The sequence below is a fragment of the Nonomuraea sp. NPDC005650 genome (assembly GCF_040605375.1).
In the GTDB taxonomy this organism is placed as follows: Bacteria; Actinomycetota; Actinomycetes; order Streptosporangiales; family Streptosporangiaceae; genus Nonomuraea.
In genome coordinates, this window is record NZ_JBEXCR010000015.1 from 89763 (window position 1) to 114069 (window position 24307).

Genomic DNA, 24307 nt, shown 5'->3' on the forward strand with positions numbered 1-24307 from the left:
GCCTGTGATCCCGCAGGTCAGGACGCCGCGCAGCTTTCGACCTTGTTCCGCCTGTCGATGATCTCCTGCGACAGCGGGGTCGTCTGCGCCATCACGGTGGCCACCCCGGGCTCGCTGAGGAACCCGCCGCGCACCAGCCAGGTGTCCGGCACGGAGGCCCGCTCGCTGACGCCGCCGCTCTTCTCCGCGGTGGGGTCGGGAACGGCGAAGCCGCCGATGCGCACGCCGCGTTCGGTCAGCATGGCCCGCACTTCGGCGACCGTCTTGTTGGCGTAGGGGACGCAGTGCATGGGCTCGCCCTTGGCGTCCCACGCGGTGGTGATGTCGTACTTCTCGCCGGGCCTGGCCTTCCTGCTGACCTCGACCAGGGCCGTGCCCTTGAAACCGACGGGGATCTTGAGCCCGATCGCGCAGGAGTCCGCCACCATGTCGCACGGGCCCGGCGGGTTGATGCCCTGGATCTCGTTCACGACTCTGTTGTCCGGGGTGGTGGGGAACACCTGGCGCTCGAACGCGGCCGTGGCGGGACGTACGACGAGCGAGACGTCGAGCCCGTAGTCGCGCAGCTGCTCCTCGTACATCTTCGGGTTGGCGTAGAGATCCTTGATCTCGATGACGTAGTAGCCGCCCTCCTGCCTGATGTTCAGGGCCGAGGCGGAGGTGCCCGGCTGCAGCCAGGTCAGCGCCACGGCGGCGGCGGTCAGCAGCCCGCCCGCGGGGATCGCCACGCGCGGGCTCAGCCACCTGCGCCTCCTGGCCGGCGCGGCGGCGGGCGATCCGGCCGTGATCTCGCGCATCAGCTCGCGGGCGCCCTCGCTGACCTCCGTCACCGGCGGGGCGGCGAATTGGGCGACGACCTGGTCGATGTTCCGGGTCATGATCGGCCTTTCGCCGGGGCGATTTGTTGGTGGAGGGGATAGCCGGCGTCGAGGTGTGCCAGCTCTCTGGACAGGCGCTTGCGGGCGCGGTGCAGCCGGAGCCGGGCGGCCCCGAGCGAGCAGCCGAGCACTTTCGCGATCTCGGCGCCGCTGAGCCCCTCCCACGCGACCAGTGCGAGCAACTCCCGGTCGTCGTCCGAGAGCCGCTTGAACGCCTCGTACGCGGATTCGGCGCCGACGACGGAGTCCGCCCAGGTCGTGATCTCCTCGCGCAGCCGTACGGCCAGGGCGGCCCGGCGTTCCTCGCCGCGGAAGTGGTTCGCGAGCGTGCGCCTGGCGACGCCGTACAGCCAGAGCCTGGCCCCGTCGCCCTCGGGGACGTCGTTGAGGCGGCGCCAGGCGGTCGTGAACGTCTCGGCGATCACGTCCGCGATGTCGTCGGGCGAGCCGGCGCGCCGCCTGACATATGTGGCGATGGCGGGATAGTGCGCCATGTAGAGCTCCTCAAAGCGTTGTTCGGGCTCGGGTGGCCCCATGTGGTGGTCCTTCCAATCGGCGAACACACCTGAGGAGATGTCCGGATAAAACGGGGTTGTTTCACCCCGAGTCGAGAGAGCGGCCGATCGTGCGCAGCGCCGTCAGGAGCGGGCGCAGGAGAGGGTGGGCGTCGGAGCCCCGGCGTACGGCGGCGAAGACGCGGCGCTCGGGCCCCGGCGTGTGGCGGACCGCCACCCCGGTCAGCGCCATGTCGCGCAGGGCCAGCCGCGGCACCAGGGCCACCCCCGCCCCCGCCCCGACCAGAGCGACGACGGCGCGGAAGTCGTCGGAGCAGTGGGCGAGGTTCGGCGTGAAACCTGCCTGCCGGCAGGCGAACGTGATCACGTCGTGCACCGGGTTGCCCGGATAGGGCCCGATCCAGGTCTCCGAGGCGAGCGAGGTGAGGGTCGCCTCCGCGGCCAAGGGGTGGTCGTGGGGGAGCACCAGGTCGAACGGCTCGGCGTAGAGGGGCAGCCGGGACAGGCGCCGGTCGGCGGCGTCGGGGGCGCCCCGGTACTCGACCGTGATGGCCAGATCGGCCTCGCCGTCCAGCAGCATGGCCAGACTGTGGTCGCCCTCGGCGTCCAGCACGCGTACGTGCAGGCCGGGGGAGGTGGCGCGCAGGGCGGCGATGGCGGGGGAGAGCACGGCGCCGATCGCGGTCGCGAAGCAGGCCACGGTGACCTCGCCCGCCTCGCCCGTGGCGTACGCCGCCACCTCGGCCTTGGCGCGTTCGAGCTGGGCGAGGACCTCGTTCGCGTGGCCCAGCATGATCTTGCCGACGGCGGTGAGCTGGACGCCGCGGCCGTCGCGGGTGAACAGCTTGTGGCCCACCTCGTGCTCCAGCGCGACGAGTTGCTGGGACACCGCGGACGGCGTGAGGTGCAGCGCGGCCGCCGCGGCGGTGACCGTGCCGTGGTCGGCCACCGCCCGCAGCGTGCGCAACCGCCGCGTGTCTATCACCCGTGCTCCTTGGCCTCACTCCCGGAGGCGCGCCTGATCGCCGGCTCTCTGGCAGCGAGAATACTCGCCCGCCGCGACGGCGGAGCCCCGGGCGGCCGTCAGCCGCGGGCCTGGATGAACGCCTGAACCGCGCGGTCGACGTCCTCAGGCGAGTGGGCGGCGGAGAGCTGGACGCGGATCCTGGCCTGGCCGTGCGGCACGACCGGGTACGAGAAGCCGATGACGTAGATGCCCAGGTCGAGCAGGCGATCGGCCATGGCCGCGGCCTCGGCGGCGTCGCCGATCATCACGGGCACGATCGGGTGCTCGCCGGGCAGGATGTCGAACCCGGCTTTGGTCATCTCCCCGCGGAAGCGCGCGGTGTTGGCGTGGAGCCGCTCGCGGGCCTCGTTCGAGGTCTCCAGCAGGTCGAGGATGCGCAGCGACGCGGAGGCGATGACGGGGGCCAGCGAGTTGGAGAACAGGTACGGGCGCGAGCGCTGGCGCAGCAGCTCGCAGATCTCCTTGCGGGCCGAGACGTAGCCGCCGCTGGCGCCGCCGAGGGCCTTGCCCAGGGTGCCGGTGATGATGTCGATCCGGTCGGTGACGCCGTGCAGCTCCGGCGTGCCCCTGCCGGTCGGCCCGACGAAGCCGACGGCGTGGGAGTCGTCGACCATCACCATGGCGTCGTACCGCTCGGCCAGGTCGCAGATCTCCCGCAACGGCGCGAAATATCCGTCCATGGAGAACACGCCGTCGGTCACGATCAGCCGCCGCCGCGCCTCCGACGCCTCCTTCAGCCGCGCCTCCAGCTCGGCCATGTCGCGGTTGGCGTAACGGAGGCGCTGGGCCTTGGAGAGCCTGATGCCGTCGATGATGCTGGCGTGGTTGAGCGCATCGGAGATCACCGCGTCCTGGGCGTCGAGCAGGGTCTCGAACACGCCACCGTTCGCGTCGAAGCACGAGCTGTAGAGGACGGTGTCCTCCATGCCGAGGAAGTCCGACAGGCGTGCTTCGAGCTCCTTGTGCACCTCCTGGGTGCCGCAGATGAACCGTACGGACGCCATGCCGAACCCCCACCGGTCCAGCGCCTCCTTGGCGGCCTCGATCACGGTGGGGTCGTCGGCCAGGCCGAGGTAGTTGTTGGCGCAGAAGTTCAGGACCTCGCGCCCGCCGACGCTCACCGCCGAGCTCTGCGGGGAGCCGATCACGCGCTCGGGCTTGAGCAGCCCGGCCTCGGTGATCTCGTCGAGCGTCGTACGCAGCTGCTGGCGCACGTTCGTGAACATCAAGCGCTCCAATCCAAAATGACCTTGCCCGTGCGGCCACTCGCCGCCGTGTCGAAGGCGGCGTCGAAGTCCTGGTACGAGAACCGGTCGGTGATGACGGGGGTGAGATCGAGGCCCTTCTCCAGCAGGACCGACATGTTGTACCAGGTCTCGAACATCTCCCGCCCGTACACGCCCTTGATCGTGATCATGGAGGTGACGACGGTCGCCCAGTCGACGGCGAACTCCTCGGCGGGCAGCCCGAGCATGGCGATCTTCCCGCCGTGGGTCATGTTCGCGATCATGTCGCGCATGGCCCGCGGGTTGCCGGACATCTCCAGCCCCACGTCGAAGCCCTCGCGCATGTGGAGCTGGCGCATGCCGTCGGTGATCGAGGACCTGGAGACGTTCAGGGCGAGGGAGACGCCGAGCTTGCCGGCCAGGGCCAGCCGCTCGTCGCTGACGTCGGTGATCATCACGTTGCGGGCGCCGACGTGCGTGGCCACGGCCGCCGCCATCAGCCCGATGGGGCCCGCGCCGGTGATCAGCACATCCTCCCCGACCAGGGGGAAGGACAGCGCGGTGTGCACGGCGTTCCCGAACGGGTCGAAGATGGCCGCCACGTCGGGGTGGACGGGGGCCCGGTGCACCCAGACGTTGGACGCGGGCAGCGTGACGTATTCGGCGAAGGCACCGTCCCTGTTGACGCCGAGGCCCACCGTGTTGCGGCACAGGTGCCGGCGGCCCGCCATGCAGTTGCGGCACTTGCCGCACACGAGGTGGCCCTCGCCGCTGACGAGGTCGCCGACGGCGACGTCCTCGACGCCCGGCGCCACCTCGACCACGTGGCCGGAGAACTCGTGCCCGACGATCAGCGGGAGCCGCAGGGTGTGCCGCGCCCAATCATCAAATTTCCGGATATGCAGGTCGGTGCCGCAGATGCCGGTCCGCAGGACCCGGATCTTCACCTCGCCGGGTCCCACCTCGGGCTCGGGCACGTCCACAAGCCAGAGGCCGGCCTCGGCCTTCTCTTTGACCAGCGCTTTCATGGCACCATTTCCCCCCAGTCCGAACCTAACGCACTGTGCCCTCCAACCTCCGTGGATGTCCATCGAGGGATTCTTAAGCGCCCCCACAGCTCCGCTTCACGCCCCAGCAAAGGCGGGGACCGTTGCTTAGATCTGCGTGGTTGGCGCTATTTATTTGCATAAATGAGTACTAGCCTGACGTCTGCTGCGGCTGATTCGGAAAGGGACACCAGTGGAAGACCTGCGTATCGGAGTCATCGGCCTCGGCCTGCGGACGAGCCTCTCCCTGCACGCGCACCGGCCGGGCAGGGGTTCGACCGTGGCCGCGCTGTGCGACTCCGACCCGGCGGTGCTCAAGAGGCAGGCGGGGCGGTTCGAGGCGGAGTTCCTGACCGGAGACTACCGGGAGCTGCTCGACCGGCCCGACCTCGACGCGGTCATCGTCAACACCCCCGACGACACGCACGAGCGCATCGCCATTGACTGCCTCCAGGCCGGCAAGGCCGTCTACCTGGAGAAGCCGATGGCGATCACCGTCGAGGGCTGCGACAACGTCCTGCGCGCCGCCCGCGACACCGGCACCCGCCTGTACGTGGGGCACAACATGCGGCACATGGGCGTGGTCCGGCTCATGCGCGACATCATCCGCAAGGGCGTCATCGGCGAGCCGAAGACCGTCTGGGTGCGCCACTTCGTCTCCTACGGCGGCGACTACTACTTCAAGGACTGGCACGCCGACCGCGCCCGCACCACGGGCCTGCTGCTGCAGAAAGCGGCCCACGACCTGGACGTCATCCACTGGCTCGCGGGCGGCTACACGACCAGGGTGAACGCGTTCGGCGACCTCATGGTTTACGGCGACCTGCCGCGCCGCGCGCCCGGCACGCCGCGCCCGGACGGGTGGCTCCAGGAGTACGAGTGGCCGCCCACCTCGCGCACCGGCCTGCACCACGTCGTGGACGTCGAGGACGTGTCGGTGATGAACATGCGGCTCGACAACGGCGTCATCGCCGCCTACCAGCAGTGCCACTTCACGCCCGACTACGTGCGCAACTACACGGTCATCGGCACCGAGGGCCGCCTGGAGAACTTCGGCGACGGGCCCGGGGACACGGTCAAGGTGTGGAACCGGGGGCCGACGGACTACCGGGACGACTGCGACATCTCGTACCGGGTGCCGCCGGCGGAGGGCACGCACGGGGGCGCGGACGCGCAGATCATGGCGGAGTTCTGCCGGTTCGTCCGGGACGGCGGCGCGACGGACACCTCGCCGGTGGCGGCCAGGATGAGCGTGGCCGCGGGCTACATGGCCACGATGTCGCTGCGGAACGGGGGCATGCCGTACGACGTGCCGCCCCTCGACGCGGAGCTGGCCGCGTACTTCGACGCCGGCCAGCGCTGATCCCGCGGAACCCGGCGCGTCGCGCGGACAGTAGACGGGTGTGGATATGTCGATACGTGCCCGCATACGCGACGGGGACCAGGCGGCGTTCGGCGAGCTCTTCGACGGCTGCGCGAAGTCCGTCTACAACCATGCCTTCCGCCTGACCGCGAACTGGTCCACGGCCGAGGACGTGATGGCGCTGACGTTCCTCGAAGCCTGGCGGTTACGGGGCCGGATCGATCCCGAGGGCGGCTCGCTGCGCCCCTGGCTGCTCGGCATCGCCACCAACGTGGCCCGCAACGTGCGCCGGGCCGCCCGCCGGCACGACGACGCGCTGGCCCGGCTGCCCAGGGGCGAGCAGGTGCCCGACTTCGCCGACGAGGTCGTGGGTCGTATCGACGACGCCGAGCGGCTGTCGGCGGTGCGGCAGGCGTACGGGCGGCTGCGCCGCCAGGAACAGGACGTGTTCGCGTTGTGCGTCTGGGCGGGGCTCGACTACGCGCAGGCGGCCGAGGCGCTCGGCATCCCCGTGGGCACCGTGCGTTCCCGGCTGTCGCGGGCCAGGAAGAAACTCGCCGCCGCCGGGGAACCGCCGCCGGCGACCCGACAGGTAGTAGGTGAACCCGGCCCCGAGAAGGAGGAGATCCGATGAGCCGGACGACCGAACGCGATCTTCCCGAGGGCCGTCACCGACTGCTCAAGGAGTTCGTGATGACCGAGATCGACCGCAGGCCCGCCCGCGGGCGGTTCCCGCGCCCGGCCCTCCTGGCCCCCGTCGCGGGGCTGGCGGCCGCCGCCGCGGTGGCGGTCCCGCTGCTGCTCGGCGGCGCCCCGGCGTACGCCGTGACCAGGGGGCCCGACGGCTTCATCCGCATCACCATCAACGAGGCCAAGGACCCGAAGAAGCTCCAGGAGGACCTGCGGGCCATGGGGGCGAACGTGGTGGTGGACTACATCCCCCGTGGCAAGAAGTGCAGCCCGCAGCCGCGCAGCAGCCACTTCCTCAGCACGCCGCTGTCGGTGTTCCCGGCTCCTGCGGGCTGGGAGCCGAGGGAGGGCATGGAACCGGGTTTCGTCATCGACCCGAAGGTCATCGGGCCCGGCCAGACGGGGGTGCTGGAGTTCAGCGTCGGGGAGGTTCGGGGCGGCGTCGTGGCGGGCATCTGGGCCAAGGTCGGCGAGAGCCCCATCGCGGACTGCGAGCTGGTGGACACCACGGACGCCCCGCTCTCGCATTGACGGAGATCCCCGCTCAGGCGCGGGTGCTCGCCTGGACGGCCTGCCTGGCCCGCAGCGCGATCTCCAGCTCGAAGCGGATGTCCGGGTCGGCCAGCTGGTCGCCGTACAGCTCTTCGAGCTGCCGCAGCCGGTAGCGCACGGTCTGCGGGTGCACATGCAGCCGGGCGGCCACCTCGCCCGCGCCCCGGCCGTGCCGCAGCCAGGCCAGCAGCGTCTCCGCCAGCCGGTCCTGCTGGGCGGGCCGCAGGTCGGCCAGGGGCGCCAGCCGCGCCTCCGCCAGGGCGCTGACCAGCTCCTCGTCCTTGAACACCACCAGCGTCGCCATGTGGTCGGCGCACCGCAGCGGCCCGCGGGGCAGGATGCCGCGCCGCGACAGCTCCAGGGCCTCCCTGGCCCAGCGCAGCGACGTCGCGGCGGCCGGGAGGGGCACGGCGGGGCCGATCGCGGCCTGGCGGCCGCGCAGGGCCTGGTCGAGCAGCTGGGCCTGGCCGGGCCCGGTGGGGTCGGGCGCAAGCATGCAGGGCACGGGCCTGTCCAGCCCGGTGAGCACGTCGGGCGGCAGGGCGGGGGCGCGGTAGGCGGCGTGCCGGTCGTCGAACGCCACGCAGGCGACGGTCCTGGGCTGCCGCCACCCGGCGGACCTGGCCAGCTCGGCGATGGCCTCGGCGCTGGCGGGCGGGCGGCTGAGCAGCAGGTCGAGCAGGCGCCCGCGGCGGCGCTCCGTCTCGCCCGCGGCGTACGCCCTGGCCTCCTCGAAGCCCTCGGCCGCCGCGCCGGCGAGCTGGTCGAGGTAGACGAAGATGGCCTCGCCCAGGTCGTACAGGCTCTGCGGGGACAGGCGCAGCGGCTCGGCGAGCTCGGTCAGCCGTCGCCAGCAGACCCGGGCGCCGAGCCGCATCGCGGCCTGGAGCGCCTCGAGATTGCGGCCCTCGGCCGCCTCGCCCTTGCCGATCATGCGGAACGGCTCGGGGTCCCAGGGGGCGCCCGGGTGCTCGACGCGGTCGAGAAAGCCCTCGATGGCCTGCTCGACCGCCATCTTGACGACCTTGAGGTAGAGCTCGTCCGATGGCCTGGCGTACTCGGGGATCCGGGTCTGGATCTCCTCGATCACCTCTGCCGAGACCCTGCCGACGCCCGCCCTGAGCGCCTGCACGGGGATTTCACTCGTGATGACCATCGTCCCTCCCGTCGCCATTGTGACCCAGGCAACAGGAGAATGTGTAGCAAGAGCTTGTTTTTGTCACTTCTGGAGGAAGGCGGCGAACTCCTCCAGGTCGATCAGGCCATCGCCGTCCTTGTCGAGCTTCTGCACGCCCTCCTGCGCGGCGTCCAGCGTCACCGGCTGGCCGAGCACCTCCATCAGCTTCACGAGCTCGACGGCGGAGATGCGGCCGTCCTTGTCGGCGTCGATGAGGTCGAAGGTGACGGCGTAATCGCTCATGGGGGATCGCCCTTCTACGTGAATCGATGTCGCGTCAGACCTTAGTCGTGACCAGTCTCAGCGCGTCGATGAATGCCATGACTTGTGGACTCACATCCCCTTCCCGCCAGGCGATGGCGAGTTGCCCGGGAGGCAGCCCGGTCACCGGGCGGTAGGCCATCCCGGGCCGGCTGTAGAGCTCGGCGTTCCCCTCGGCCACGAGGACCACCCCGAGTCCGCTGGTCACGGCCTCGAACACCTCCTCCGGCGTGTTCGCGGTGAACCCGACGACCGGCTCGTCGTCCCGGGCGTCCCGCGCGAGCCAGAAGTCCCGCAGCGGCCCGGCCTCCGGCGGCAGGGCGATGAACGGCTCGTCGCGCAGCGCCTCGAACGGGATCTCCGCCAGCCGCGCGAGCGGGTGGCCGTCCGGCATGGCCACCCCTCTGCCCTCGGTGGCCAGCACGTACGTCCTCAGCCCCCGCGGCACCGGCAGCCAGATGAACGCCACGTCGGAGGACCCGTCGGCCAGCCCGCCACTGGGATCGTCCCAGCCCACCAGCCGCAGCGACACCTCCCATCCCGGCATCGCCGTCCGGAACCGCCGCAGCGCCTCCTGCTGCAGCCCCCTGCCCACGGCCGTCTGCATCCCGATCACCAGCGTCCCGGCGGGCGCCGCCGCCCGCGCGGACTCGACCCCGCTCACCCACTGTTCGAGCAGGTCGCGGACGATCGGCAGGAGCGCCTCGCCCTGCCTGGTCAGCGCCATGCCGGTGTGCACCCGCTCGAACAGCCGGAACCCGAGCTGCCGCTCCAGCACCCTGAGCTGCTTGGACAGCGCCGGCTGGGACACGAACAGCCGCTCCGAGGCCCGCGTCACGTTCAGCTCCTCGGCCACCGCCACGAAGTACCGCAGCTCACGCAGATGCACATCCATAACCAACGGTTATACCAAAGGGTCTTGGACCCGCCCGAGGCTCGCGCAGCAGGATCGAAGGCATGAAGACACGTACTCTCGGCAACTTGCGGGTCCCCGCCATCGGCTTCGGCGCCATGGTCCTGTCGCCGGGCGTCTACGGGGACGTCGACGACGGCCGCGCCGAGGTGGCGCTCAAGGCCGCGCTCGACGGGGGAGCGACCCATGTGGACACCAGCGATGCGTACGGCGCGGACGGGCACAACGAGCGCCTCGTAGGCCGTGCGATCAAGGGCCGCAGGGACGAGGTGGTGGTCGCGACCAAGTTCGGGTTGGCGATCCCGGAGGGGGAGCCGAGCAGGTCGCACCCGGTCGGCTACGCGTTCGACGAGCTACGCGTGAACGCCGACCCCCGCCTGATCAGGGGTTACGCGGAGCGCAGCCTGCGCAACCTGGACACGGACGTGATCGATCTCTATTACTCGCACTATCCCGACCCCGGCGTGCCGATCGAGGACATGACCGGCGCACTGGCGGAGCTGGTGCGGGACGGCCTGGTCAAGCACATCGGCCTGTCCAACGTGACGGCCGCCCAGCTCAGGGCCGCGCACGCGGTCCACCCGGTGACGGCCGTGCAGAACGAGTGGTCGATGTGGCGCCCCCTGGATCCCGGTCTGCTGGCCGCCGCGAGGGAGCTCGGCGTGGGGATCGTGGCGTGGAGCCCGCTCGGCACCGGCTTCCTGACGGGCACGGTGCGGTCACTCGCCGAGGGCGACTTCCGGCACAACGCGCCGCGCTTCTCGGCGGAGAACCTGGCGGGCAACAACGACCGCTACGCCCCGATCAGGGCCCTGGCCGCGCAGCTCGGCATCACGCCCGCCCAGCTCGCCCTGGCCTGGCTGCTGCACCAGGACGAGCACGTGGTGACCATCCCCGGCAGCCGCACCCCGGCCCACATCGAGGAGAACCTGGCGGCGGCCGAGCTCACCCTGCACCCCGACACGCTGGCCAGGCTCGACGCGGCCCTCGCCAAGTTCGAGGTGACGGGCGCGACCCTCCTGTGAGACCCCGGACATGCCGCCGGCCAGGGCGCGTCGCACAATCGCGCTCCTGGCCGGCCGCATACCTCTGACGGTACGCCTCGGGGGTCCTTCCGGCCTCAGGCCGCGTGCAGGTAGACCTGGCCGAAGACCTCCGACAGGTTCTTCAGGTCGGTGGCCACGTCCACCTCGGGCTTGGCCGGGTCGTAGATGGTCGCCAGGCGGGGGCGGACCGCGTCGAGCTTCTTGAGCTGGTCCCACGTGGCGTTGGCGGCCCACTTCTCGCCGTACACCCGGTTGACCTGGCCCTGGTCGTTCTGCCAGCGGGTCCACAGGGTGACCGTCTCCGCGGCGTCGTCCTGGAGCGGGGAGGCGATGCGCTCGGTGATCGCCTTGGTGATCTGCTCCTCGGTGAGGTTGGAGGTCCCGGCGGCGGCGAAGGAGGCGTCCTCACCGGCGATCTGCGCGTAGGCGTCCCAGGCGCGGGCGCGGACCTGGATCCACTGGTTGCGCTGGGCCTCGGCGGCGTCGATCTTCCAGGTGGCGTACTCGGTGGCCAGGTGGCCGTCGTCCAGGGCGAGCTGGTCGATCAGGCCCTTGGAGAGCCAGACGCCGATGCGCTCGGGGTCGAGCAGCGGGTACTTCTTGGTCATCTCGGCCTTGCAGGCGTCGTTCGCGCCGCAGCCGAACAGCGGCACCACCGTGTGCGCGGCCAGCTTCTTGCCCGGCACCGCGGTCCGCAGCGCGGCCGTGGCCTCGTTGACGAACTTGTCCAGCTCGTCAGCCGTCGCGAACGTCTGGTTGTAGCCGAGCTGCGAGGTGAACCTGACGCCCACCACCCCGGGCTGCGCGGCGACCAGCGCGGCGATCTTCTTGACGCCCTCGGCCAGCTTGCCGGCCTTGTAGTCGTCGGCCAGCTCGGTCTCGATCCAGAGGCGCATGGTGGTCTGGACGGCGGCCTGCGCGGCCTTGCCGGCCGGGGTCTCCTGTGCGGACTCCTTCTCGGCGGCGGTGACGCCGGTGGGGTCGACGTAGCCGCACTGGTCGCCGTTCGAGCATTCAGGCGTGCCGCCGTCCTCGGCGCCCGGGACGTCCGGGGAGTCGCCGTCGTGCATCTCGCCGTCGCCCTCGGAGTCGGTCGGGCAGACGTTGCCCTCTTCCGTGCAGTCCACCGTGATGGGGTTCGCGGGACCGGCTTCCTTCATGTGCTCGCCGTCGTTGTCCAGCCAGAACCGCGCGATGTCCGCGGCCTCTTCGGGGGTGGCCAGCCAGCGGCAGACCACGTACGCCGGGGTGTCGCCGGACATCAGGTCATTGCAGCTTCTGTCGTCGTCCGCCGACCAGGCCGGAACGCCGACCCCCAGAAGCGAGAGGGCTAATCCGATGACGAAGACCTGCCGCAGCCGCTTTCGCATGGCACCTTTACTTCCAGGGGATGATCGTGGGCATATCGCACACTATCCGGACGATCAATAACGTTCAATGAGATCCATGGCTTCTTCACGCAGTATTCGACCTGAAGTAGTCGCCCTAGTTACGAAGGCTCACTCGTCCACCTCGACCCAGGTCCAGCCGGTGCCGCCGGGGTCGGCGCGTACCGCCCGGGTGCGCCCCTTCGCCACCTTCACCCATTGCGGCTGCGCCGGCTCGGCGGGCACCGGCACCGGATCGGTGTCCGCGCCGAAGGCGGCCGGCCGCCCCTTGACGGTGATCGCGGGCCGCCCGGACGTCAACGGGCGCCGATCGCTCCGGGGAGCGGGCGCGAGGGCGGGCGTCTCCCGGGGCGGCATGACCTCGTAGTCGCCCGGGGGCGCGGCGGGGGAGGCCGCGCGGGCGCGCAGCGGCCACCAGTTCGCCGGGCCCAGCAGCCCCATGGCCGCGGGCACCAGCAGCAGCCGCACCAGCGCGGCGTCCACCGCGACCGCCACGCACAGGCCCGCGCCGAGCAGCCGCACCGCCGCGATCCCGGCCGTCGCGAACGCCCCGCCGACCGCCGTCACCAGCAGCGCGGCCCCCATGATCACCCCGGCGGCCTCCCTCGGGGAATCCCCGGTACGCGCCTCCGAGACCAGGAACACCTGGTGGACGACCGACAGCCCGAACGCCACGACCCCGATCAGCATCGCGACGGAGACGTCCAGGGGCCCCGAGAAGCCCAGGAGGCCGCCCTGGACCGCCCACCCGATCACCCCGAACGAGGCCCCCGCGGACAGCACGCTCGCGACCACCGCGGGGACGGGCACCACCAGCGACCCGAAGGCGAGCGACAGCGCCACCGCCATCGCCGCGCAGACCACCACCGCCAGCCACGGCAACGTGCCGGAGAGGCCGGCCAGGAGGTCCAGCCGCGCCGCGACGGGCCCGCCGACCGAGACCTGCCGGACGTCCGGCCCCGGAGCCATGGACCTGATCGAGGTCACCAGGTCCCCGGCCGCCGCCGACATGGGGTCGAGGTCGTGGCGGACGGCGAGCCGCACGGCGCTGTTCGGCCGCGAGATCCCCGCCATCTCGACCCCTGTGACGTGCGGCAGCCGCTGCAGCCGCTCCATGAGGGGGCGCACGTCGAGCGCGGTGACGGCGGTGCCGTCCAGCGGCTCCACCACGACGTGCACGTCGATCGGCGACAGGGCGTTCCTGGCGAAGTCGCGCTCGACGGTCTCGGCCACCCGGCGGCCCTCGGAGGGAGCGGGCAGCGCCCGGTGGTCCGCGTTCCCGAACTCGACGTGCAGGAGCGGCGCCGCCAGCGCGACCAGCACGGCCGTCACCGCCACCAGGTACACGACCGGCCGGCGGGCCACGTCGTCCCCTATCCCGCCGTCCCGCCGCGCGTACGCGGGCCTGACCCGCAGCGCGTCCACCCGCCGCCCGAGCACGCCCAGCAGGGCGGGCGCCACGAGCAGCGCGACCACGGTCGCGACCAGCGCCACGGCCGCCGCCGCCAGCCCGAGCGAGCCCAGGAACGGCTGCGGGAACAGCAGCAACCCCAGCAGCGGCGCGGCCACGCTCACCCCGGCCACGGCCACGGCCCGCCCGGCGGTGGCCACCGCGCCCGCCACGGCCCGCTCGTTCGAGGCCCCGGCCCCGATCTCCCTCCTGAACGCCTTGAGCAGGAGGAGCGAGAACTCGGCCGCCAGCCCGAGCCCGAGGAGCACGACGGCGTAGAACGAGTAGACCGACACCTCGGGCAGCAGCGCCAGCGTGCCGAGCACCGCGAGCAGCCCCACGACCAGCGGCAGCAGGGCCGCCACCAGGCTCCCGAACACCACCGCGAGCAGCACCAGCAGCACCGGCGCCGCGACGGCCGCCACGCGGGCCAGGTCGCCCGCAGCCTCCCCGTCGAGCTCCGCCTGCGCCGGCACCGGCCCGCCGACCGCGACGTACAGGTTCTCGGCGCTCTTGAGCCGCGCCGCGACGGCGGCGTAGCTCGCCCGCTTGGCCCCCTTCAGCGTGACGATCGCGTACGTCGAGCGCCCGTCCCTGGACACCATCTCCTTCGACCCGGTCGTCCAGTACGTGACCATCCCGCGCACGTACTCGGCAGGCAGCCCGCGCAGCGAGTCGTGCACCGCCTTCCGGTAGCGCGGGTCGCGCACCTTGACCGTCGGGTGCCGGTAGAGGACGACCACGTCGGGGCTCTGGCCGCCGTACCACTCCGCGCTCCACCGCGCGGCGGTCGCGGAGTCGGCGCGCGGGTCCTCGAAGCCGCCGCCCACCGCCCGCCCGGACAGGGCCAGCGGCGCGACGAGCAGGGCCGCCACCACGCTCAGCGCCAGCAGCGTCCACCTACCGCGATAGACCAGCCGCCCCAATGAAGTCCCCTCGCCGACAGCAGGGTCCTAGCAAATTACGGGAGAACGAGGCCGGATTCTTGCCAAACGCGCGCATATTCCGCTTCCGGCGTTGTCAGCGGACCAATATTCAGGCGACATCGGCGAGGGGACCCGGCAGAATGGCGGGGTTTGGCTGTTTTCAGGGGGGCAGGCCGGTGCACAGTTATCTCAGCGATCTCGGGCTGCTCCGGGACCGCCGGTTCGCCCTGCTGTTGTCGGCGCGGACCCTCTCGGTCCTCGGCAGCGCGTTCGCGCCGGTGGCCCTGGCGTTCGGCGTCCTCGGCCTGCCCGGCGCCACCGCCTCGACCCTGTCCGTGGTGCTCACCGCCGAGGCGGTGCCCATGATCGTGTTCATCCTGTTCGGCGGGGTGCTCGCGGACCGGCTGCCGCGCAAGTGGGTGATGATGGCCGGGGAGTCCCTGATGGCGGTGGGGTTCTTCGCGCTGGCCGCGATGCTGCTCGCCGGCTGGACCCCGCTGCCGGCGCTGTCCGCGGCGGCGGCGCTGACCGGGGTGGGCACGGCGATCATGTTCCCGGCGCTGACCGGGATCATCCCCGAGGTCGTGCCGACCGACCGGCTGCAGGCCGGCAACGCCCTGCTCGGCCTGGGCCAGAACGCCTCCCGGGTGGCGGGCGCGGTGCTGGGCGGCGGCACGGTGGTGCTGTTCGGCGGGGGCTGGGCGCTGGTGGTGAGCGGCGCGATGTTCGCGGTGGCGGGCGCGCTGCTGGCCCTGCTGCGGATGGATCCGGTCGCGAGCCCGCGGGAGCGGCACTCGGTGCTGGCCGACCTGCGGGACGGCTGGCGGGAGTTCAGCTCGCGGCAGTGGATCTGGGTGGTGGTCGCGCAGTTCTCGCTGATGGTCATGGCCATCCAGGCCGGTCACGGGGTGCTCGGGCCGCTGATCGCGAAGGAGACCCTGGGCGGCCCCGCCGCCTGGTCGGCGTTCCTGGCGGGCGAGGCCGTCGGGACGATCGTCGGCGTGCTGGTCGCCATGCGGTTGCGGCCCCGGCGGCCGATCCTGGTGGCCGTGCTGCTCTGCCTGCCGCCCGCGCTGCCGTACGTGCTGCTCGGGCTGGACGCGCCGCTCTGGGCGATCGTGATCGGGGCGTTCGTGCTGGGCGTGTGCTTCGACGTGTTCGGCGTCCTGTGGCAGACCACGATGCAGCGCGAGGTTCCGGCCGAGTCGCTGTCGCGGGTGAGCTCGTACGACGTGCTCGGGTCGATGATGTTCGGGCCGATCGGGCTGCTGCTGGCGGGGCAGGCGGCCGACCTGTTCGGCACCGAGGAGACGCTGCTCGCCTGTGCCGTCATCATCGTGCTGTCCACCCTCGCCGCCCTGCTGGCTCCCGGGGTGCGCAACCTGCGCGCCCCCGAGCGGGAGCCGGTCTCAAGCTGATCTGAAGTAGGCGTTGGCCCTGGGCTGGAACATCAGCGTCACCGCCCCGAGCACGGCCACCACGTGCAGGATCCGGCTGCCCGCGAAGAGCAGCCCCATCGCGTCCGCCCCAGCGACGGCCTCGCCGATCGAGCCGCCGGCCAGCAGCCACTGGACGGGGCCGATCACGAGCGAGAGCGTGCCGAAGACGCCGAGCGTCACGGCGAGGGTCAGGCGCGCCCAGTTCTGCCCGGCCTTGAGCCGCAGCGCCATGAAGACGGCCGCGGCGAACACCGCCAGCCGGATCCCGACCTGCGGCAGCAGGCCGGCGACCGTGGCGCTGCCCGTGAACAGCTGCTCGGAGACCACGAGCACGGTCTCCAGCACGCCGAAGGCGACGGCCGTCAGCCAGAGCATGGCGGCGGTGTGGACGACGGGCGGCGGGTCGGTTCTGCGTGAGTCCAGGACGGTGGTCATGGCATTGCCTCCGTGGATTGCTCCGTGGATTGAAGGGGCTATGCCTGAAGTGTCCGCTCCTGAGCTGGGTCGCAGCATGCCCGCTGCCCGCCGAGTTCAGGTGAGGCGGGCCCTACCACGGGCGCGCCGGGAGGCTTCAGGCGATGATGAGCTGTACGACGACGCCCGCGCAGTTCCCCGCCACGCAGATCCGGACCGGCACCTCGGAGATGCCCGGGGCCGCGGGCACCCCGCCCACGTGGCCGTCGGGCCCGACGGTCACGCCGCGGGGCAGCTTGGCGTGGTCGGTCACGGTGAACGTCGGGATCACGCCCTCCGGGCCGCCGTTGATGCCGATCTCCCCGCTCAGCGGGGTGCCGGCCCGGCCGGGGAAGGTCAGCGCGCGCGGCTCCCACGGCACGTTGGCGAGCACGACGAGGGTGAGCCGCTGGTCGCGGCACGTCTGCGCCGCGCACATCCGGACGGCGGCGAGGTAGGTGCCGGAGCGCTGCGGCGTGCCGTACAGCCGGCCGCCCTGGTCGACCTTGATCCCGACGGCGAGGTAGGCGGGGCGGAACGTGACGCCCTTCGCGGTGGGCAGCAGCCGCTGGCGGACCTCGATGCCCTGGGTGACGTAGAAAGTGTCCTCGACCAGGCTCCCGCCCACGGGGTGGAACGGGACCTGCCGGGACACCAGGGTCATGGTGAGCGAGGGTACGGCGGCGGACAATCCGCACATGGCAAGGCCGGCGAGCAGGAACACCCACCAATGCCGCATCGTCACCCCCCCACGGGCTTATGTACCCGCGCCGCACGGAGAGTCACCGGATAATCGTTCGCATGGCCGCTGAATCCGCTCAGACCCTGGAACGCGGGCTTCGCCTGCTGAGACTGCTCGCCGACGGGAAGGGCGGCCGGACGCCCACCGAGCTGAGCGCCGAGCTGTCGCTGAGCCGTCCCGTGGTCTACCGGCTGCTGACGACGCTGATGAACGAGGGGTTCGTGCGGAGGGACGCCGAGGGGCGGGTGCACCTCGGGTTCGGGGTGCTGGTGCTGGCCCAGGCCGTTCAGCCGCTGTTGCGGGCCGCGGCGGTGCCGACGTTGCGGCGGCTGGCCGAGGACGTGGGCGCGACCGCGCACCTGACCGTGGCCGAGGGCGACGACGGGCTGGCCGTGGCGGTGGTGGAGCCGTCCTGGACCGACATGCACGTGGCCTACCGCGAGGGCTCGCGCCATCCGCTGGTCAAAGGCGCGGCGGGGCGGGCGATCCTGGCGCTGCGCGAGGGGCGTCACGACTACTTCGCGACGGAGGGGCAGTTGCAGGAAGGGGCGCGGGGCGTCGCCGCGCCTGTCACCGGGCTGCCCTGGTTGGAGGCGTCGGTGGGGGTGGTGACGTTCGGGCCGCTTGAGGAGTCCACGGGTCCTCGGGTGGTCGCCGCCGCCGCCGAGCTGGCCGCCGCGCTGGGTTGACATCTCCAGGCCGATGGCGGACGGTTGTTGCATATAGAGGACATATTCGTCCGATAAGCGGACACTATGGAGGCAGCGGATGCCGTACTACCGCGTCGTTGGGGAGGTGCCGCGCAAACGGCACGTGCAGTTCAGGCGGCCGGACGGCGGTCTCTACGCGGAGGAGTTGATGGGCGAGGAAGGGTTCTCGTCCGACTCCTCACTGCTGTACCACCGCTACCTGCCGACCGCGATCGTCAAGGCGGAGGCCGTCACGCCGACGGTGGAGACCCGGCTGGAGCCCAACCTGCCGCTCTCGCCGCGCCATTTCCGCACGCAGGAGCTGTCCGGCGCGGGTGACCTGGTCACGGGGCGCCTGCTGCTGGCGGGCAACGGCGACGTCCGATTGTCGTACGCCACCAGCGACCGGCCGAGCGAGCTCTACCGCAACTCGATGGGCGACGAGTGCGTCTACGTACAGCGTGGCCGGGTCCGCTTCGAGTCCACGTACGGCGTGATCGAGGCCGGCGAGGGCGACTATGTCGTCATCCCGACCGGAACGATCCACCGCTGGGTGCCGGACGGCCAGGTCAGCGTGCTGGCCATCGAGGCGGCCGGGCACATCAGGCCGCCCAAGCGCTACCTGTCGCAGTACGGGCAGTTCCTGGAGCACGCCCCCTACTGCGAGCGCGACCTGCGCAGCCCCGCCGAGCCGTTCACGGTCGAGGGCGAGGAGGTGCCGGTGCTGGTCCGCACGCGGGGCGGGCTGAGCAGGCTGGTCTACCGCAACCACCCGTTCGACGTGGTGGGCTGGGACGGCTACCTCTACCCGTTCGCGTTCAACATCGACGACTTCGAACCGATCGTGAAGAAGACGCACGCGCCGCCGCCCGTCCACCAGACGTTCGAGGGGCCGGGGTTCGTGGTGTGCTCGTTCTGCCCGCGGCCGCTCGACTTCCACCCGGAGTCCGTGCCGATCCCGTACAACCACCACAACGTGGACTCCGACGAGTTCATGTTCTACGTGGGCGGCGACTACTCCGCGCGCAAGGGCTCGGGCATCGACGTCGGCTCGATCTCGCTGCATCCCGCCGGGTTCACGCACGGGCCGCAGCCCGGCGCGGTCGAGGCGGTGATCGACGCGGTCTCCCGGGGCATCACGACGACGAGCGAGAAGGCCGTCATGGTGGACACGTTCCGCCCGCTCGACCTCGGGCAGGGGGCGCTGTCCTGCGAGGACACCGGCTACGCGTGGACCTGGTCACGATGAGCGTGTACACGGCACTCGTGGACGACGCGGGCCTGTTCCCGCCGACGTCCCTGCACATGGACGAGGCGCTGGCCCGCAACCGGCGCGATCTGGAGCACGGCAGCTCCGTGCTCACGCACCGGTTCCTGTGCCCGGCCAGCCGGCTCCACCGGCTGCGCGACATGGAATACCGGCCGCGGCGGATCGGGCTGATCGTGGACCAGGAGGAGGTGCCCGCCTTCGACGACCTGCCCGTGGACTTCGTCGAGATCCGGCTGCCGCCGGGCACGACGATCGAGGCCCTGGCCGGCCGGCTCCGGCTGCCGGCGGGCGTGCGGCTCTTCGTGGAGGTGGCGGCGGGGAAGGTGGGCGTCGAGGTGCCCGGCGGGGTGGGGCTGAAGGTGCGCTGCGGCGGCCTGACTGCCGACACGTTCCCGCCGGCGGAGCATCTCGCGGCCTTCCTCGGGTTCTGCGTCGAGCGCGACGTCCCGTTCAAGGCCACGGCCGGGCTGCACCACGCCGTACGCCACTTCGACCCCGCGCTGGGCGTCGACCGGCACGGCTTCCTGAACCTGGTGCTCGCCGTCTGCGAGGCCGTCGACGGGCGCGACCCGGTGCCCGTGCTGCGGACCACCGACGTCGGGCATCTCGTACGTCTCGCGCAGGGCGTATCGGAAGACACCGCGAAACGGGCGCGGCGGCTGCTGGTGAGCTACGGCTCGTGCAGCACCAGCACCCCCGTCGAGGACCTGCGCACACTGGGGCTGATCGCGTGACGGAGGGAAATTTCGTGAGCTGGGGAGTGGACAACCTGCCCTACGGGGTGTTCTCGCGTCCGGGCCAGGCGCCCCGCGTGGGCGTGCGCTACGGCGACAAGGTGCTCGACCTGGCGCCCGCCCTGCACGACGAGGTCTTCGACGCGCCCTCGCTCAACCCGTTCATGGCCCGCGGGCGGACGGCCTGGCGCGACACCAGGACGCTGATCCGGAACAAGCTCACCGGCGACCTCGCCGTGACCGAGCGGCATCTGGTCCCGCTGGAGCAGGTGCGACTGCACCTGCCGTTCGAGGTGGCCGACTACGTCGACTTCTACTGCTCGATCGACCACGCGAGCAACATCGGCCAGATCTTCCGGCCCGGCACCGAGCCGCTGCAGCCCAACTGGCGCCACCTGCCCGTCGGCTACCACGGCAGGGCCGGCACGGTCGTGGTGTCCGGCACCCCGGTCAGGCGCCCGCACGGGCAGCTCGGGCGCGGGGCGTTCGGGCCGTGCGCGAAGCTGGACATCGAGGCGGAGCTGGGGTTCGTGGTGGGCGTGCCGACCGAGCTCGGCTCGCCCGCGGGGGCCTTCGAGGACCACGTGTTCGGGGTGACGCTGGTCAACGACTGGAGCGCGCGCGACATCCAGTCGTGGGAGTACGTGCCGCTGGGGCCGTTCCTGGCCAAGTCGTTCGCCACCTCGATCTCGCCGTGGATCACGCCGTTGGAGGCGCTGCCCCGCGTCCCCGGCCGCGCCCAGGACCCCGCGCCGGCCGGCTACCTGCGCAGGCAGGCGGACTGGGGGCTGGACATCTCCCTGGAGGTCCTGCTCAACGGGGAGGTCGTGTCGCGGCCCCCGTACGCGAGCATGTACTGGACGCCCGACCAGATGCTCGCCCACATGACGGTGAACGGGGCCTCCCTGCGGACCGGCGACCTGTTCGCCAGCGGCACGATCTCGGGGCCCGCGCGCGGCGAGCGCGGCTCGTTCATCGAGCTGACCTGGAACGGGACCGACCCGCTCAAGCTCGCGAGCGGAGAGACGCGCTCGTTCCTGGAGGACGGGGACACGGTGACGATCCGGGCCACCGCCGGCGCCCTGACATTGGGGGAGGTTTCCGGAACTATCACATAAGTGACTCAACGTGCTTGACCGCTGACTCGCCGCTACCCTGGGACCACCCCTTCCCTCGGACAGCAGGAGTGACATGCGGCGGGCCGCGATGACTTGTGTCGCCTTCCTCCTCATGGTCTGCGGCTGCTCCTCGGTGGCGGCCAAGACCCCGTCACCGCCCCCGGTCGTGCGGGTCTCTCCGGCGCTCGACTCCAAGCGGGCCCGCACCGACCGCGGCCTGGTGGTCAGGGCCCGCGGCGGCACGCTCAGCCGGGTGCTGGTCTCGGAGGGCGGGCAGCAGGTGCCCGGCCGGCTCGACGACACCCGCACGACGTGGCGCTCCGCCTGGACGCTCAGGCCCGCGGCCGAATACACGGTGTCCGTCACGGCCGCCGGCGCCCGCGGCCCGGCCACGGTCGCCGTCGGCCGCTTCCACACCCGGTCCGCGGGAAGGCCGTTCCAGGTGGCCGCGACGGCGCCGCTGCCGGGCGAGACGGTCGGCGCCGGCATGCCGGTCATCATCGACTTCGACACCCCGGTGGCCGACAAGGCGGCCGTCGAGCGGGCGCTGGAGGTCAGGGCGCAGACCCCGGTCGAGGGCGCGTGGCGGTGGATCAGCGACACCCAGGTGATCTACCGCACCCGCCGGTTCTGGGCGCCCCACCAGCAGGTCACCGTCACCGCGCACCTGGCCGGCGTCCGCGCGGGCGCCGGCGTCTACGGCACCACCGACTCCACCTTCGCCTTCACCGTCGGGCGCAGGCAGACCAGCACGATCGACACCCGGTCCCACCAGATGATCGTCCGCCGTGACGGCGAGATCGCGCAGCGGATGGCCATCAGCGCGGGCATGGCCACCACCCCCGAATACACCACGACCAGCGGCATCCACCTGACCATGGACAAGGGCAACCCGGTCCGCATGATCTCCCCGGGCCGGGTCAAGGGCGACCCCGGCTACTACGACCTGCTGATCGACCATGCCGTGCGCATCTCCAACAGCGGCGAATACGTGCACGCCAAGGACAACGTGTGGGCGCAGGGCCGGGCCAACGTCAGCCACGGCTGCGTCAACGCCCGGCCCGACCAGGCGGCCTGGTTCTACGACGGCTCGCTGCGCGGCGATCCGGTCACGATCGTCGGCACCGGCCGGCAGCTCGAATGGAACAACGGATGGGGCTTCTGGCAGCTCCCGTGGGAGAAGTGGCGGGAGGGGAGCGCCCTGTTCACGGCCGCTCCCGCGGGCTGACGGGTGCCGCCGGGTTGATTCCAGGATTACGGTAGAGAGGGGGGAACCAGTCACGAACTCAGGCCCGTTGTCCCATCAGGAGGGCCGGACATGGATGAATGGATCATCTGGGTAATCCTCGCGGTAGTGCTCGGCGTGGCCGAAATATTCACCCTCACGGCCTCGCTCGGGCTACTGGGTGCGGCGGCGCTGCTGACCGCCCTCACCGCCGTCATCGGATTGCCCGTGCCCCTGCAGTTGTTGTGTTTCGCCCTGTCGTCCGCGGCCGGACTGCTGGTGCTCAGGCCGATCGCGATGCGTCACATCACGCAGCCCCCGCTGCAGCGATTCGGCGTGGAAGCACTCGTCGGCAAGCCCGCCTACGTGGTCGCGGAGGTGACGGGCCGCGACGGCCGCGTACGCATCGGGGGCGAGGAGTGGTCGGCGCGCGCCTACGACGAGACGCTGGTGATCCCCACAGGGGCGACCGTCGACATCATCGAGATCGAAGGGGCGACAGCCCTCGTATATCCCCGGGAGTGACTCATGGATCCGCTGTTGCTGGTCGGACTGCTCGTCATACTCTTCGCGGTGTTCACCGTGCTCAAGGCGGTGCGGATCGTCCCGCAGGCGCGGGCCCGCAACGTCGAGCGCCTCGGCCGCTACCACCGCACCCTCAAGCCGGGTCTCAACTTCGTCATCCCCTACGTCGACCGCGTCTACCCCATGATCGACCTGCGCGAACAGGTCGTCTCCTTCCGGCCGCAGCCCGTCATCACCGAGGACAACCTGGTCGTCGAGATCGACACCGTCCTCTACTTCCAGGTCACCGACCCGCGGGCGGCGGCGTACGAGATCGCCAACTACATCCAGGCCGTCGAGCAGCTGACCGTCACCACGCTGCGTAACGTCGTCGGCTCCATGGACCTGGAAAAGACCCTCACCTCGCGCGACACCATCAACAGCCAGCTCCGGGGCGTGCTCGACGAGGCCACCGGCAAGTGGGGCATCCGCGTCAACCGCGTCGAGATCAAGGCCATCGACCCGCCCAAGACCATCAAGGACGCGATGGAGAAGCAGATGCGGGCCGAGCGCGACAAGCGGGCCGCGATCCTCAACGCCGAGGGTCAGCGGCAGTCGCAGATCCTCACGGCCGAGGGTGACAAGCAGAGCCGCATCCTGCGCGCCGAGGGCCAGCGCACCGCCGCGATCCTGGAGGCCGAGGGCCAGTCGCGCGCCATCGACCAGGTCTTCCAGGCCGTCCACCGCAACGACCCCGACCCGAAGCTGCTGGCCTACCAGTACCTCCAGGTGCTGCCGCAGCTCGCGCAGGGCGAGGGCAACACGTTCTGGGTGATCCCGAGCGAGGTCACCTCGGCGCTGCAGGGGGTCTCGAAGGCGTTCACCGAGGCCCTGCCCCGGTCGGCGGCGACGCGGGAGGAGGCGCCGCAGTCGGCGGAGTTCGACGAGGAGGTGGCCAAGGCCACGGAGGCGGCGGCCGAGGCGGTCGCGGACGCCCAGGATTCCGAGAGCCCCGACGGGCCGCGCCAGCTCACCCAGGGCGTCGAGGAGCCGTCCCCGTTCCCGGACCTGGACCGCAAGCACACCGAGGCCGAGCGCTGACACCCCACGGAGGCGCCCGCCGGCGGGCGCCTCCGGTTGAAGGTCGAGGAGTGGGGCTTTCGCGCTCGGGAGTGAGGTCGAGGGGCGAGGTTTTGAGGTCGACGGGTGCGGCGCGGGGTCAGGCGATGGCTTCGAACAGGTGGCGAAGCCCGTCTTCCCGATGCGCGGCTCGGGCCCGGCAGTTGAGCCTCACCAGCGCGTCCGCCAGGGCGACATCCGGGTTTTCCGGCGGGATGTCATCCCCCATCCGTGTGCGCAGCCACTCGGAGATCTCGGCCCACGAGTAGAGGCGGATGTTGTCGGCCTCGATGAGTGGGGCGGGGAACCCGCCGGGGCCCCGCTGGCCTGCGGCGAGCTGGCGCAGGCTGGCCTGCGTGCGCCCACCGTGCCGACGGGCGGCGTCTCCCAGCGTCACGCCGTCGTCTTCCCCGACGGCGATGGGCCAGAGCCCGGGGACCGTCTTGATCTGGGCGATCACGGAGGCGATCGCATCCAGCTCTTCACCGGCAGGCGCCCGATTCAGGGCGACGTGGAAATTCCAAGTAATCATGGCCCCTCAACCTAGCAACGACCT

Annotated in this window: 25 protein-coding genes; 12 read left to right on the forward strand and 13 right to left on the reverse strand. The window is 71.4% G+C overall.

The annotated features are described in order from the left end of the window. Positions 1 to 17 precede the first annotated feature (17 nt). From ABZS69_RS25930 to tdh, 5 genes are all read right to left on the reverse strand, one after another. Positions 18 to 878 (reverse strand): hypothetical protein, encoded by an 861-nt coding sequence (locus ABZS69_RS25930; RefSeq protein WP_355377017.1) that lies wholly within the window; start codon positions 876 to 878, stop codon positions 18 to 20. Beyond that, positions 875 to 1414: an RNA polymerase sigma factor gene (locus ABZS69_RS25935; protein ID WP_355377019.1), complete on the reverse strand. Its 540-nt coding sequence runs from the start codon at positions 1412 to 1414 to the stop codon at positions 875 to 877. The genes ABZS69_RS25930 and ABZS69_RS25935 overlap by 4 nt, the downstream gene beginning before the upstream one ends. 61 nt (positions 1415 to 1475) lie before the next feature. Further along, on the reverse strand, positions 1476 to 2378 hold the full coding sequence (locus ABZS69_RS25940; protein WP_355377021.1) for a LysR family transcriptional regulator: 903 nt from the start codon (positions 2376 to 2378) through the stop codon (positions 1476 to 1478). 98 nt (positions 2379 to 2476) lie between these two features. Further along, the gene (locus ABZS69_RS25945) at positions 2477 to 3646 is read right to left on the reverse strand and encodes a glycine C-acetyltransferase (protein WP_355377023.1); all 1170 of its coding nucleotides are present in this window, start codon (positions 3644 to 3646) and stop codon (positions 2477 to 2479) included. Next, positions 3646 to 4674, reverse strand: a complete 1029-nt coding sequence (gene tdh, locus ABZS69_RS25950; RefSeq protein WP_355377025.1) for an L-threonine 3-dehydrogenase — start codon at positions 4672 to 4674, stop codon at positions 3646 to 3648. Before tdh ends, ABZS69_RS25945 begins: the two co-directional genes overlap by 1 nt. A gap of 211 nt (positions 4675 to 4885) precedes the next feature. On the opposite strand from tdh, the gene ABZS69_RS25955 reads away from it, so the two are divergent. The 3 genes from ABZS69_RS25955 to ABZS69_RS25965 are packed head-to-tail and all read left to right on the forward strand — an operon-like array spanning position 4886 to position 7276. After that, on the forward strand, positions 4886 to 6055 hold the full coding sequence (locus ABZS69_RS25955; RefSeq protein ID WP_355377027.1) for a Gfo/Idh/MocA family oxidoreductase: 1170 nt from the start codon (positions 4886 to 4888) through the stop codon (positions 6053 to 6055). Positions 6056 to 6101: 46 nt separating this feature from the next. After that, entirely contained in the window at positions 6102 to 6689 is a 588-nt protein-coding gene (locus ABZS69_RS25960) for an RNA polymerase sigma factor (RefSeq protein WP_355377029.1), read from the forward strand. Then, complete coding sequence (locus ABZS69_RS25965) at positions 6686 to 7276, forward strand: hypothetical protein (protein WP_355377030.1); 591 nt, start codon at positions 6686 to 6688, stop codon at positions 7274 to 7276. The genes ABZS69_RS25960 and ABZS69_RS25965 overlap by 4 nt, the downstream gene beginning before the upstream one ends. A gap of 13 nt (positions 7277 to 7289) precedes the next feature. Here ABZS69_RS25965 and ABZS69_RS25970 read toward each other — a convergent pair whose 3' ends face one another. From ABZS69_RS25970 to ABZS69_RS25980, 3 genes are all read right to left on the reverse strand, one after another. Next, complete coding sequence (locus tag ABZS69_RS25970) at positions 7290 to 8453, reverse strand: helix-turn-helix domain-containing protein (RefSeq protein WP_355377032.1); 1164 nt, start codon at positions 8451 to 8453, stop codon at positions 7290 to 7292. A 63-nt stretch (positions 8454 to 8516) separates the two neighbouring features. Next, a complete protein-coding gene (locus ABZS69_RS25975) occupies positions 8517 to 8717 on the reverse strand; it encodes an EF-hand domain-containing protein (protein ID WP_355377033.1) in 201 nt (66 codons plus the stop codon). A 34-nt stretch (positions 8718 to 8751) separates the two neighbouring features. Further along, entirely contained in the window at positions 8752 to 9630 is an 879-nt protein-coding gene (locus ABZS69_RS25980; RefSeq protein ID WP_355377034.1) for a LysR substrate-binding domain-containing protein, read from the reverse strand. A gap of 62 nt (positions 9631 to 9692) precedes the next feature. Between ABZS69_RS25980 and ABZS69_RS25985 the strand changes: the two genes are divergently transcribed. Continuing rightward, positions 9693 to 10673: an aldo/keto reductase gene (locus ABZS69_RS25985; protein ID WP_355377036.1), complete on the forward strand. Its 981-nt coding sequence runs from the start codon at positions 9693 to 9695 to the stop codon at positions 10671 to 10673. Positions 10674 to 10768: 95 nt separating this feature from the next. On the opposite strand, the gene ABZS69_RS25990 is transcribed toward ABZS69_RS25985, so the two are convergent. Both ABZS69_RS25990 and ABZS69_RS25995 read right to left on the reverse strand, forming a co-directional pair. Next, positions 10769 to 12064, reverse strand: a complete 1296-nt coding sequence (locus ABZS69_RS25990; RefSeq protein ID WP_355377038.1) for a hypothetical protein — start codon at positions 12062 to 12064, stop codon at positions 10769 to 10771. A 129-nt stretch (positions 12065 to 12193) separates the two neighbouring features. Beyond that, on the reverse strand, positions 12194 to 14458 hold the full coding sequence (locus tag ABZS69_RS25995; protein ID WP_355377040.1) for an MMPL family transporter: 2265 nt from the start codon (positions 14456 to 14458) through the stop codon (positions 12194 to 12196). Positions 14459 to 14634: 176 nt separating this feature from the next. On the opposite strand from ABZS69_RS25995, the gene ABZS69_RS26000 reads away from it, so the two are divergent. Further along, on the forward strand, positions 14635 to 15876 hold the full coding sequence (locus tag ABZS69_RS26000) for an MFS transporter (protein WP_355377041.1): 1242 nt from the start codon (positions 14635 to 14637) through the stop codon (positions 15874 to 15876). Here the strand turns inward: ABZS69_RS26000 and ABZS69_RS26005 are convergent. Together ABZS69_RS26005 and ABZS69_RS26010 are read right to left on the reverse strand one after the other, a co-directional pair. After that, on the reverse strand, positions 15868 to 16332 hold the full coding sequence (locus ABZS69_RS26005; RefSeq protein ID WP_355377042.1) for a hypothetical protein: 465 nt from the start codon (positions 16330 to 16332) through the stop codon (positions 15868 to 15870). The two genes, ABZS69_RS26000 and ABZS69_RS26005, sit on opposite strands and share 9 nt — an antisense overlap. 136 nt (positions 16333 to 16468) lie before the next feature. Beyond that, positions 16469 to 17089, reverse strand: coding sequence for a hypothetical protein (locus ABZS69_RS26010; RefSeq protein ID WP_355377044.1), 621 nt, complete (start codon positions 17087 to 17089; stop codon positions 16469 to 16471). 62 nt (positions 17090 to 17151) lie between these two features. Between ABZS69_RS26010 and ABZS69_RS26015 the strand changes: the two genes are divergently transcribed. The 7 genes from ABZS69_RS26015 to ABZS69_RS26045 all read left to right on the forward strand — a co-directional run bounded on the left by ABZS69_RS26015 (position 17152) and on the right by ABZS69_RS26045 (position 23733). Continuing rightward, on the forward strand, positions 17152 to 17781 hold the full coding sequence (locus tag ABZS69_RS26015; protein WP_355377046.1) for a helix-turn-helix domain-containing protein: 630 nt from the start codon (positions 17152 to 17154) through the stop codon (positions 17779 to 17781). Between the two features lie 79 nt (positions 17782 to 17860). Beyond that, positions 17861 to 19030 (forward strand): homogentisate 1,2-dioxygenase domain-containing protein, encoded by a 1170-nt coding sequence (locus tag ABZS69_RS26020; protein ID WP_355377048.1) that lies wholly within the window; start codon positions 17861 to 17863, stop codon positions 19028 to 19030. After that, on the forward strand, positions 19012 to 19785 hold the full coding sequence (locus tag ABZS69_RS26025; protein ID WP_355377050.1) for a hypothetical protein: 774 nt from the start codon (positions 19012 to 19014) through the stop codon (positions 19783 to 19785). The genes ABZS69_RS26020 and ABZS69_RS26025 overlap by 19 nt, the downstream gene beginning before the upstream one ends. Positions 19786 to 19799: 14 nt before the next feature. Further along, entirely contained in the window at positions 19800 to 20903 is a 1104-nt protein-coding gene (fahA, locus tag ABZS69_RS26030) for a fumarylacetoacetase (protein WP_355377051.1), read from the forward strand. Positions 20904 to 20976: 73 nt separating this feature from the next. Continuing rightward, positions 20977 to 22131 (forward strand): Ig-like domain-containing protein, encoded by a 1155-nt coding sequence (locus ABZS69_RS26035; protein WP_355377052.1) that lies wholly within the window; start codon positions 20977 to 20979, stop codon positions 22129 to 22131. 90 nt (positions 22132 to 22221) lie between these two features. Continuing rightward, positions 22222 to 22653 (forward strand): NfeD family protein, encoded by a 432-nt coding sequence (locus tag ABZS69_RS26040; RefSeq protein ID WP_355377053.1) that lies wholly within the window; start codon positions 22222 to 22224, stop codon positions 22651 to 22653. Positions 22654 to 22656: 3 nt separating this feature from the next. Beyond that, positions 22657 to 23733 carry an SPFH domain-containing protein gene (locus tag ABZS69_RS26045; RefSeq protein ID WP_355377055.1) on the forward strand — a complete coding sequence of 359 codons (1077 nt, stop codon included), beginning with the start codon at positions 22657 to 22659 and terminating at the stop codon, positions 23731 to 23733. Positions 23734 to 23851: 118 nt separating this feature from the next. Here ABZS69_RS26045 and ABZS69_RS26050 read toward each other — a convergent pair whose 3' ends face one another. Then, positions 23852 to 24211: a hypothetical protein gene (locus ABZS69_RS26050; RefSeq protein WP_355377056.1), complete on the reverse strand. Its 360-nt coding sequence runs from the start codon at positions 24209 to 24211 to the stop codon at positions 23852 to 23854. Between the last annotated feature and the right edge of the window lie 96 nt (positions 24212 to 24307).